Consider the following 12,283-nt stretch of genomic DNA (forward strand, 5'->3'; position numbering starts at 1 on the left):
AGATTAATGCCGGCGACGACTAGGATATTTTAAGTACGTTGGCATAAGAAAGAGCAGGTCTGTTCTCAGGCAGCGTAACTTCAAGTGCCTCACTATTTCTTTGAAAACGCAGCTCTCCGCCACCAACCAGCTCTACCCTGCTAACCGCACCCGGCCGCAGTGCATTTCCATCAGAAAGACTTTTGATCTTTACTTTTCCATCCCCGGGCCAGCCAAAAATTATTGCATACAGCGTATCGCCTTTAGTGGTAAAACGCATGTCGGCTGAAGTAAAGGCCTTGCCCTTTCCTTCATTGAAACCCGGTCCCGAAAGCTTGGCAACCTCGGTGGTAGCAGGTCCTTCGCCAAAGATCTTCCACGGCTTTGTATCGAAGATACATTCCGCATTGATCTTCATCCAGGCGGCTATTTCTTCCAGAATAGCGATCTCCTGGTCGTCGATGCTGCCATTGCCTTTTACCGGTATATTCAACAGCAGATTGCCGTTCTTACTAACTATATCTGCCAGGGTTTGAATAACTGTTTGGGCGCTTTTATAACTTTTGTTCTCATATACTCTTTTATCGTAGTGCCAGCCGCCGATGCAGGTATCTGTTTGCCAGGTGAAAGGCTCTATAACATTGCTTTGTCCCCGTTCAATATCCCATACCATGCATTTACGCTGCATTTCATTCAGGATCTTTCCGTTCACCACTGCATTCAACTTTCCTTTATTGCGCTTCATGCTCTGGTTGTAATGGTGTGCAGCTATCTGCAGCCCCACGTCATTGAGCCCATGAAAAGGCAGTACGGTATCATCGAAGTACAGCAATTCAGGTTCATATTTATCAATGAGCTCCATGGTGCGCTTCAGGAATTTGTCGCAATACGCTTTTGATGGAACAGATGAACCTTTTTCCCACTCCCAATGGTAGCCATCACTGAGGGCATGGTTCTGGGCATAGAGTTCCTGCGGATCCATACCCTGCCACCAGGCGCCTTTGCCATCGGCTTTTGTTATTTTACCATCATAGGGTACACCTGCCAGGGGACCGCTTTTATCACTGCCTTGTGCAGGTTCAAACCACATCCATGCATGCGAAGCGTGCACGCTTACGCCAAATGGCAATCCCTGTTTTTTAGCTGCCTTTGCCCAACCGGCAATAAGATCTTTTTTAGGCCCCACATTTACCGAATTCCACGACTGGTATTTTGAGTTCCACAGATCGAGGTTATCGTGGTGATTGGCCATGGCAAAAAAATACTTCGCGCCTACTCTTTTATATAATGCAACGAGCTGCTCAGGCTCCCATTTATCCGCTTTCCACTGGTGGATCACATCTTTAAACCCAAACTTCGATGGATGACCGTATTTCTGCACATGATATTTATAATGGTCGCTGCCTTCTTCATACATACCCCGCCCATACCAGTCGCCATGTTCAGGTTCACACTGAGGGCCCCAATGCGCCCAGATACCAAATTTTGCATTGCGGTACCAGTCGGGCACCGTATAACTTTGCAATGATTCCCAGGTTGGTTGAAAAGGACCTTTTGCGTATGACTGATCGAGACTTTCGATGAAAGCGGCGCTGGCCTGGTTCGATAACAGATACGCAGGCAGCGATAAACCCAGTTGTTTTATAAGTGTTCGCCTGTTCATGGCTGTTGTTTTTTATGTTGTAATTCAAATATTTTATTCATAATGATCCATTTCTCCCCGTCTCTTGCCCAAGGAAGCGGTTGCTGAAATTTCCACATCAACTGCTCCCATTCCTGCACCTTGGCATTGGATGCATCCATTTGGGATTTTTGCTCAAAAGAGAAGTGCTCTTCCGTTTCCATGATCATGAACAACCGGTTGCCGGTACGATAGATCTCCATATTGGCAATACCTGCATCTTCAATGCTTTTTTTTATCTCGGGCCAGCCGTTCTCTGCCTGGTGCCAATACTCATATTCTTTTATAAGCGCCGGATCATCTTTGAGATCAAGCGCAAGGGTATATCTTTTCATAACTATACTGCAGATGAAGGATTATATGATGGGGTTTCCTTTTCAGTAGTTACCTGGTGCCCTTTGTAGCCAAACAAAGCAATGACCACAAAGCAACAAAAGGGTACTATATAACCATATTGTATATTACCGGTGGCATCGCTGATATAACCAAAGATGCGTGGCAGAATGGCGCCTCCTACAATAGACATGATGATGAGGCTGCTGCCATATTCTGTATCGGCCCCAAGCTTATTTATTCCCAGGGCAAAAATGGTTGGGAACATAACAGACATAAAGAAGCAGATGCCGATAACTGCATATACCGTAATGATGCCACTGGCAAATATGGCTATTAAACAAAGCAACAGGTTAATAATAGCATACCAGGCCAGTAATGTGTTTGGCCTAATCTTTTGCATAAGCGCCGTACCAACGAATCGCCCTATAAGAAAAGCAATACCACAAACACCGAGGTAATCGGCCGCTTTAACCTCTGAGATACCGGAAGATTTTGTAGCATATAGAATAAAAAGACTAAATACTGAGACTTGAGCGCCTACATAAAAGAACTGCGCTACCACACCCCACGCAAGATGCCGGTGCCTGAAAGCATGAAAAACGTTTTTACTTGCAGTGCCATGGGAAGCGGCTTTTATTGGCGGTAATTTTGTAAGGGCAAACAAAAGAGCAATGCCTATGAGCACGCAGCCAAGTACGATATAAGGCAGTTTAACAGTAGAGGCTTCTGCAGCCAGCGCCAGTTTGCGCGCAGCTTCAGTCATCGCATTCAATTCTTCATCGGAATAACCCTTTGTTAAGATGATCCTTGCGCCTATCACCGGCGCCAATGCAGCAGCAAGGCCATTAAAGGATTGTGCAAAATTGAGCCGTTGCGTACCGGTTGCGGGGTCACCTAAAACGGTAGCATAAGGATTGGCTGCTGTTTCCAGGATCGTAAGGCCGCATGCGATCACAAACAGGGCTATTAGAAAAAAGTTATACGATTGCATATTGGCTGCGGGCACAAAAAGAAAACAACCTATGGCAAAAAACAACAGCCCGGTTATAATACCTGACTTATAGCCCATTTTTTTCATCAACATCCCTGCCGGCAGCGCCATTAAGAAATAAGCTGCAAACACCGCTGAATCAACAAGCGTAGCCTGGGTAGTGGTCAGTGTAAATGACCTTTTCAAATGCGGGATGAGAATGGGATCAAGATTATGCGCAAACCCCCATAAGAAGAACAGGGACGTAATTAAAGAGAACGCCAGTACAGTACTCTGCTTTTTATTCATATGGCTTCGTATTATAGAAAAATGCGAACTGCAATCGTTATATTAAAACAAAGTTAACCATGGCGACCCGTTGGAATGTTCCCCGAATTAGACTTTGTTTTATACAAATCCGACCTTTTGGTAAGGTAGCCGTTATATACTGCCGCTTCTAAAATGTATCATACGATCTTTACAAACAGGATAAGGCAGATGAGGCGTTCTGCCTTATCCTGTTTTAAACTAATTCATCTTAGTAACCTTAAATGATCTTATCCAGTCTGCGCCATGCACCTGAACTACATACATCCCTGGTTGCAGGGAAGCGCCTATTGACATTGCATTTAACGCTGCTGCACGTTCAATAATTTCAACCTGTTTACCCATCATATCAAATATGACAATACGTTTTACCTCCTCAGGATTGTCAACTATCATATTCAACTTTGATTTGAACGGATTCGGATATAACAGCACCCGGTGGGTCATTGGGCCGTTGATTTGCGCCGTTGATAAAGTATCCGATATTCGTGCGCTTCCAACGTTGGTTAATGTCCATTGCTGGTTATTACTATTACTCAGGCCCCATTGACCTAAATCGGCGCCATTTGTAGTGCTGCCCAATCCGTCGAGGTATAAGCCGGTGGCCTTATTTTTTAACTTAACATAACTGCCTGCCGCTTCTTTTGTCCAGTACTGTGCATCACTGCCACTATAACTATATTGCCCTGCAATGGAACCACTGGAGCTCCTGTACATACCATCAAGATATAACCCTGTAGCGCGGTTTTTCAGCATTACATAAGTGCCGGCCGTTTCTGTTGTCCATTGCTGGTTATAACTTCCGCTATTACTCCATTGTCCGCAGTTGGAACCATTACCGGTGTTTCCCATTCCATCGATCAGTAACCCCGTGGCACGGTTTGTTAAAGTAACATAAGTAGTTGATCCACCTCCGCCAGCTCCCTGCATGATCGCATTTATAACTCCCTGATCGGTTACCGCGCCTGTACTGCGGTTAAACAAACCGCCAATGTCCCAGTAAAAAGGGATTATTCCTCTGCTTTTTGCAGCGCTTACAACATATTTATCGAAATATTCTCTTGAAGCCAGATGGGTTGACAGATCGGAAGGATTACTTCTTTTTACTGCTTCAAATTCACCTATAATTACCGGAATTCCTTTATCAACGAACTTTGTTTTCATTAACCCCAATCCCCGGTCCACTTCACTCTCTTCGCCCCAGGTGGCATTGCGGGAAGGGTCAGTTGTAGAATGATGACCATTTCCCCAATAGTAAAACATATTGCCCCATGATTCGTCTTTTGTTAAACCGCAAAACTGCCATGGCGTGTAATAGTGCACTTCCACCATCAACCGGTTGGCTATCTGGTCAGTTGGCAGGGTGTTCATCAGGTTGTTGGTGTGATCTATATTTGTCGACGGCCCCTGAATTATAAGCGTGCGGGAACTGTTATTACCACCGGTTGCACGAACTGCATTTACAAAGGTTTGGTGGTAGGATAATAAGACCGACATACCCGTGGCGTCAGAAACGTTGGGTTCATTGGCGCTGGCAAAAAGCAAACGTTCATTGTAATTTTTAAAATAATTAGCAATTTGGGTCCAATAGTTTTGCTGTTTTGCATTTACAGCGCTCTGTGCGCTTGTAGTGCAATTATTTTCCAGCCAGCCATTATCCCAGTGAATGTTGAGAATCGCATACATATTGCTGTTCATACAATAGTCCACTACGGCCTTCACCCGTGCCAGCCAGTTAGGATCAATTACGCCGTTAGTGGCATGACAGTCCCATGCACAGGGGATGCGCACAGCATTAAATCCGGCGGCCTTTACTGCATTGATAAGTGTTTGGGAAGTATTGGGGTTTCCCCAGGCGTTCTCGCCACAAATGGCTTCCAGCGTATTCCCCAGGTTCCAACCCACCTTCATTTGACCGGCTATGGTCTGGGCTGTTGGTAATTGCGCAGAAACATTAAAGGACATTAAGAGTGCGATAAGCAAGCTTGTAAAAAAAAGCCTTCTCGCTGATACGAACGACAATACATGCTTTGAGTTTTTTTCATTTGGCATAAGCAACGTTTTAAAGTTTGATAAGATTTAAAAAGCAAACATTGTTTTTCGCGGACCTGCTTCCCCTGAGCCGGTCGCGGTAGTTACTTTAAGTCTTTTTTACTATAAAACTATTGCTATGCCGTTTGAAACAGGTACTCAAATGTTACCGATTACGGCATGAAATGTTACATCGCAATGCTCCTATAATAAGCATTCATAATATACCAGGCTTCCTTTGGATCAATAATTCTATTTCACGAAAAGCGCCTCATTTCAGTTCAATAAAATCAGGTTCGTAAGGCGCTATTGTAAACCTGCCAGTGTAATCTTTATCCCAAAGAATACTATGTACGTTTCCTTTCAATTGAATTCCTTTTGGTTCGGCGCTTACGTTCAAATATAAAATATGGTTACTGTCTATTTGCCTTGCCATTACACCTGCGGGAACATCAGGGCCTTTTTTAATTGAAAGTTCACCGATCAGGTCATCAAGCAATGGATTCAAAACGTCTCCCTTCGCAGGAAGACCCACATAAATTGCCCTGCCTTTTCCATATTTATTGGCGGTTATAATGGGATAGTCTTTATCTAAACTGGTGATGCGCGCAAGCACTTCCGCCTCTTTTGATTCAATAACATCAAACCTTGCCGACTCAGAAGTGATCTCTTTTCCTTTGTAAGTAACTTCCAGTTTTTTGCCTTTGAATGATTTTTTTGATATTTCATTCATCGCCTCTGTTTCTTCGAAAGAAGCCACGCGAATGCCAAAAACATCGCTTAAACGTCCCGGATGCGTAGAGGCAAACACCTGACCTGTTTCATCAGCAATGGCCGAGTTGCCTGTCATTACAACCGCGCCTCCGTTCTTTACAAACCCCCGGATCTTATTTGCCGTTGTTTCATCTATGACAGCTACACCAGGTACAAACAGCAATTTATAGTTGAGCACGCTTTTGCCGATGTCTACAACCCTTGCATCCATATTACGATAATAAAACAGATCGAAACAGGCTTGCAGTTGTTCATCATGCCGTTCAGGAAAATACGCACTTGCTATCTGGGATGGAAATGAAAACGCCAATCCCACTTCCGGCTGGAGTTTATAAGGAAAATATCTTTCAATCTTCTTAAATTCGGCAGCTATCTTTTTGTATTCATTGAATTTGCGATTAGGAACTCCATCCCAATCGAGCATTCCCTCCAAATATTGCTCTTCACCACTGTGCATACTTTGCCACGTCCAGCCGCAAACCATTTGATTGCCGTACATGAGTGTTGCATATGCCGATTTTCGGATTGAATTGGGAACAGCAGTCATGGTGGTGAATTCAGTGCACCAGAAAGGATTTGTGCTTTCAAATTGAATTCTTGAAATCCCAAACAAGGAACTGATCACTCCCCAATTTGTTGTTAAGGAATTTCCGGGATAAAACCCGCAACCTTCCCGGGTCATTTTGCCCGAGTATGCGATCGATGCGTAATCAAAGTATTTCTGTGGGCTATAGTACCACGCATTGGTATTAACAAAAGCTTTTGGCGCGTTCCTGTTTACTTTATCAATGACCTTAAATAGCAGCTGATTGATCTCATCTGAAACAAAACGCCTGAAATCAAGCATTTTCTCAGGAACATCGGTTGTATGAGTAGCAACCGGAAATCCGATTTGTTCAAATTGATCGATCCTTCTTGACCAACGCTGTGTTGCCCATGCCTTATTGAGCCCATCAACAGTAGCATATTTTTTCTTTAGCCATGCAATAAATCTTTTCCTTGCCGATTCGGAATAGGAGATCCTTCCATCGCCCGATTCATTGTCTATTCCAAATGCAATTAATGCAGGATGTTTTCCATAATGCTTTGTGAGCGTATCAGCATATCGCACTGCATATTTCTGATACATGGCATCACCAACGTCTTCCATGTAGCGATGATTTGAATAAAGCCTGGCGCCATTAACATCTACAATATCAATGGATGGATATTTATGATGCAGCCATATTGGTGCAGGACGAATGGCAATATCCAGGATCACTTTAATGCCTGCCTCGTTCATCCTATCCATCACCTTATCAAACCAACCGAAATCAAATTTACCTGCGGATGGTTCATAGCTGTCCCAGGCAAGATGCCCCATTCGTACAACTTTAAACCCCGCTTCCTTCATCAACTGAATGTCAGCATTGATCTTCTCCATATTTTTATCATCATGTGGATGATAATTAGCGCCTACATAAAGTTCCTGTGAATTTGCCTTTGTGTTGAAAAGAAAGAAAATTCCAGCCAGAATAAACAAGTACCTAAATCTTAATTTCATTGCCACTTTTATTTTACCTTGAATACCAATTATATTTTAATAAGGTTCAAAAAGAACACATCATTCTCATGAATGTCCAACTCTTTAATAAATGGCATATTATCTTTTATGGTAATGATCTCTTTCAAAACCGGTGAACCATCATTTTGTTTCTTTATTTGTTCCACCTGCTGCCTGTTCAGTTGTGCGGGCTTTCCCATAGCGAGATAAGTTGAATATGCATCATTACTACGATAACCTACTTTATACACTTCAAGCGCATATGTACCAGCAGGCACATTGGCGATGCCGATCTTTAGTTTGCCTTTTGATCTTGATGGCAGGTCCTGGATGTAATATTTTTGATTGTGAACAGAATCGCCCGGGTGCGTGTTGGTGAAATCCCAAACCAGCGCCTGGATGTTCCCTGTTGAATCTTTACAAACCCACGATGCGGAATCCTTGTTTGCCAGTTCAATATTTCCCAAACGATTCAGGAACTGATATGAGTAAAAAACCGGCTTGTTAATACCCTGTATAGTTAACATACCAAAGCCGCCATGAAATGGTTCATAACGCGGGCCCGGCTCTTCAAAAATATCGGTGAACACCCAATACGACATGGAATTGGCCGCATTACCCACCTGCTTCAGTTTTTGTAAAACATAGGCAGCTTCATGATAACTGTCATGAATGGGATCGGCCGGCGTATAGGAGGCGCTCCATTCGGTATAATGCAATTCCAGGTTGGGAATTGGAGATATTGCTATTTCTTTTCGTGACTGTAATGCATCGCCGCTAAGGCTCATGGGGTTTTTATCGAGCACGGTACCACCCTGTCCATATTCATCAAGAAACCCCTGCTTTACACCGTAAGCATGTGTGCTAATGAAATCAATAGGAACATTATTCTTATGACAGTAGTCTATCATTTCCGGTTCCCAGGCTGCGCCGGCAGTACCGGGCCCGCCAACGCGATATTCTTTATTAACGCCTTTAATTGCCTGCGCGGCGTACTTGTATAGTTTGAAATAATCATCCTGCGTTCCCGACCAGAAACCAGGTGAAAGGTTTGGCTCATTCCACACCTCAAAATACCAGGTCTTTACTTCGTCGGCTCCATACCGTTCTGTGAAGTGTTGTGTAAGGTTGCTGATCAGCGCTGCCCACTTTTCATAACTCTTTGGTGGTGTTACATTACCACGCCACCAGAAAATGGTTTCTTTGCCGCTGGCAAGCGCACCGGGCATGAAGCCCAGTTCTACAAAAGGCTTCATGCCAATGCTATGCAAATAATCAAACAAGGCATCCACATACATATAACTGTATACCGGGTTTCCTTTACTGTCTTCTTTATATACAGCCATATCATCAGTTAGCAATCCGTGCATGCGGATGTACTTAAAGCCGCATTCCTTTCTTACATAAGCCAGTTGCTGCTGCCAGTCGGCCCGCAACCCTTCATTAGCTCTTCCTGCACCCACGCATTCTTTGAAAAAGGTGTTCAATGTACCTGCAGTATTATTAAAGTCAATACTGATCACCCGGTCCTGTACGGCTTTACTTTGACTGGAAGTTCGATTCTGTTTTGTGGTTTGCGCCAGCAGGTTATTATCAAAACAATAGAGTACTACAGCGAACAACAAAAGCGTTTTTTTCATTAATAATTTCCTTTTAAGAATGTTTTTAAAGCTGACGGGGTTTTAAAAAAGCCCCGTCAGCGTGATTATAATTATTATTTACCGCCGGCCATAACAGCGTTGATCGTACGCTGATCGAGCACAACATTATTTGTTCTGTCGAAGACGCCGCCTGTTTCCCATACAAATGGTTTGGCGCCAATAGCCAGGCATTGTTTGGTTAAATAGGTGTACCAGGCATCAACCGAATTATTATGTTTGTCTAATTCTTTTGGAGCGTATTTACTGGCTGCAGTTCTTCTGTTGGCGGAATATTCACCCATTACACAGGGAATGCCTTTATCAATATAATTTTCTTTTATTTTTTTATAATATTCCAGTTGGTCTGCTTCTTCACCGCTGGTGCAATTGCGTATAGGCTCAATAGTTGAATGGTTGCCCGCACCCCAGTAGTACAAAATATTACCCCAGCCGCCTTCGGCCGGATCCTTATCTAAAATGGCAAAACTGGTGGGCGTATAGTTATGGAATTCAAAAGCCAGCCGGTCGGGTGTTGGATCAGAAGGGAAATACCTGCCCGGGCGAATAAACTCGTCGGGGCCCTGAATGATCAACGTTCTATAAGTATTTCTTCCACCGGTACTTCGCACTGCATTGATAAATGTTTGATGATAAGATACCAGGACCTTGGAAGTGGCATCGTCTGTACAATTGGGCTCGTTGGCGCTGGCAAACATCACATGCTCATCAAAATCTCGGAATGCGGTAGCAATTTGCTCCCAGTATGCTTTTTGCCGGGCATTAACGCTATCGGTCTTGGCAACGGTAACATTATTCTCTAACCAGCCACCATCCCAGTGAATATTTATAAAAACATACATATCATTGTTAACACACCATTGTATTACCTGTTTTACCGAGTCCATCCAGCTTTGCGGTATTTTGGCCGTTGAATTGTTTCCGCCTTTTAAAAACCAGCCACAAGGAATACGAACCGCATTAAAACCGGTTTGTTTTAAAAAGCTGATATACGAAGCCGTGGGATAAGGCTCTATGTTATTTAACTCAAGTGTATTACCAATGTTTACCCCCAGTTTTAATTTTGCTATCAATTGGGTAGCAGTGCTGCCCATGCCCGATGCATCGGGAGCAACAGGCGACGTGTTATAAAATGGAAAAATATACCCGGGCTGAAAGATATTGATCCGTCTGGCAAGCCCGTTTGAAGAGCTCAGGAAGATCAGCTTTGTGCGGCTGGCGCCTGTTTTATTGGTATCGGGTACTTTTATATTAATGGTTGCATCGCCCGCATCACCCCAGGTGGTATCTAATTTCACCCAGTCAAACCCGGCAGTATCAATACGCCATGCGCTATTACTGTGAAAGGTAACTGTTGTTTTGCCGCCGGTGGGGGCAATTGTATCAGTTTGATTAGCCAGATCAAGAGAGGCAGGTGTATCTTCCTTTTTGCAGGAGATCACCAGCAATGAAGCATAAATAATGCCGGCCAATATATATAGAGACTTTTTTTTCATTTGTTTAAAGTTTGCTTATTACTTTATTTTTACCACTCTTACATTATCAAAACCCGCATAATAACCTGTTTCGGTTACGCTGGTGCCATAATTATGCATATACAAAAACATTCCGCTTTTACCGGAAGGGCCAATCAGCTTTGTAAGGTCTGATAAAGCGGCGCCTCTACCGTCCCCGGCAGAACTTTTTGCTCTAAAAGAAGACAATGGTATTGTTACCGTTGTCCAGTCTTTTGTAGAAAATTTTACAGCACCTGAAGTTGTATTCCAGGGTTCAAATCTATATATATAGTCGTTGATATTGCTGGCTATAACAAGTGTGGCTCCATTCCATGGTTGGGGCACACTCATTTCAAATTTAATTGCCCAGTTTTCCGGCAGATCTGATAAGTTTGAAGCCGGCACCCATTGTGCTGCACCGAGGGGAATTGCTGTAGTCCAGCTAGCTCCGTCGCCACTGTTCATAGGACCGCCACTCAGCCGCATATACTGGGAAGAATTTCCGGGCAGTAACGGGTCACCCGATGCAAGCGAAGAGCCGCCATACCATTGATATCCGAATAAACTGCCCCATTCAAAATTGCCTATCATTCCCGTAGTAATATCATTCACGTTATAGGTAGTAGATGCAGTGCCGTAAAGCGTTGTAATAGTTACAATGCCTGAGGCTAACAGGGTTGGGCATACAAACCCAATGGAACTATAATCAGGTGAAATTTTATAAGAACTAATAGTAGTTCCGGCGAAAACAAAGGATTGAATGTCTTTATAAGCTGCCCCATAAATATAAACTGAATCTCCGGCATTGGGATTTTCGTTTGATATCGAGAATATACTCGGTTTGCCTACTGCATAGGTTTTGGTAGTGGTGGCTGTTCCGCCCTTTGCTACCACAGTGATAATACCGCCCGGCACCTCGTTCACTGGCGGACAAACAAATCCTATGCGGGTACCCATTGAATCTACATTGTACTTTGTAATATTGGCGCCCGCAAATTGTACGCTTTGCACTAAAAAGAAACTGGAGCCTAATATATATATAGAATCGCCAGGGAAAAATGTTTCGTTATTGATACCTGTAATTACAGGCGCCGGATAATTGAAATTGAACTGATAGATAGTAGTGCCGGCAGTAGTTACATAAGTAACTGTATTCAGCAAATCGGCCGGAATGCCGTTAAACGGAATAACCGAAGGGATCTGAACTACTGCCATATCGTCGGCAAAGTTCCCGTAATTGAAACTGGCTTCAATGCCGTCGAAACGAATATGAAGGGCGTTCTTCAAATTCTGCCCGTGAATGACCACCCACTGGCCCGGCGTTATACTTGTTACAACCGTATCATTGGGTGAAGCCGCATAATTCCGGATGGATGTTATGGATGGTTCAGCGCTTGTTTTTTCCTTTTTGCACGCAGGCAGTATTATAACAGCCAGCAATGCTATGGCGGAGAGATATTTTATGCAATTCATCGTTAGAGAGTTAAA

Annotated in this window: 8 protein-coding genes; all 8 read right to left on the reverse strand. The window is 43.6% G+C overall.

From position 1 onward, the window contains the following. Window positions 1-19 precede the first annotated feature (19 nt). Window positions 20-1,642 (reverse strand): alpha-L-fucosidase, encoded by a 1,623-nt coding sequence (locus GGD38_RS07450; protein ID WP_375298638.1) that lies wholly within the window; start codon window positions 1,640-1,642, stop codon window positions 20-22. Next, window positions 1,639-1,995: an L-rhamnose mutarotase gene (locus tag GGD38_RS07455; protein WP_375298637.1), complete on the reverse strand. Its 357-nt coding sequence runs from the start codon at window positions 1,993-1,995 to the stop codon at window positions 1,639-1,641. The genes GGD38_RS07450 and GGD38_RS07455 overlap by 4 nt, the downstream gene beginning before the upstream one ends. Before the next feature lie 2 nt (window positions 1,996-1,997). After that, window positions 1,998-3,275, reverse strand: a complete 1,278-nt coding sequence (fucP, locus tag GGD38_RS07460; protein WP_375298636.1) for an L-fucose:H+ symporter permease — start codon at window positions 3,273-3,275, stop codon at window positions 1,998-2,000. Window positions 3,276-3,494: 219 nt separating this feature from the next. Continuing rightward, window positions 3,495-5,258, reverse strand: a complete 1,764-nt coding sequence (locus GGD38_RS07465) for a cellulase family glycosylhydrolase (protein WP_375298635.1) — start codon at window positions 5,256-5,258, stop codon at window positions 3,495-3,497. 337 nt (window positions 5,259-5,595) lie between these two features. Further along, the gene (locus tag GGD38_RS07470) at window positions 5,596-7,641 is read right to left on the reverse strand and encodes a beta-galactosidase (RefSeq protein WP_375298634.1); all 2,046 of its coding nucleotides are present in this window, start codon (window positions 7,639-7,641) and stop codon (window positions 5,596-5,598) included. Window positions 7,642-7,670: 29 nt separating this feature from the next. Further along, window positions 7,671-9,281, reverse strand: a complete 1,611-nt coding sequence (locus GGD38_RS07475) for a glycoside hydrolase (RefSeq protein WP_375298633.1) — start codon at window positions 9,279-9,281, stop codon at window positions 7,671-7,673. A 74-nt stretch (window positions 9,282-9,355) separates the two neighbouring features. Beyond that, window positions 9,356-10,795, reverse strand: coding sequence for a cellulase family glycosylhydrolase (locus tag GGD38_RS07480; protein WP_375298632.1), 1,440 nt, complete (start codon window positions 10,793-10,795; stop codon window positions 9,356-9,358). Window positions 10,796-10,813: 18 nt separating this feature from the next. Continuing rightward, on the reverse strand, window positions 10,814-12,268 hold the full coding sequence (locus GGD38_RS07485; protein ID WP_375298631.1) for a glycan-binding surface protein: 1,455 nt from the start codon (window positions 12,266-12,268) through the stop codon (window positions 10,814-10,816). Window positions 12,269-12,283: the final 15 nt, after the last annotated feature.

The organism is Niastella sp. OAS944, from assembly GCA_024809215.1.
In the GTDB taxonomy this organism is placed as follows: domain Bacteria; phylum Bacteroidota; class Bacteroidia; order Chitinophagales; family Chitinophagaceae; genus Niastella.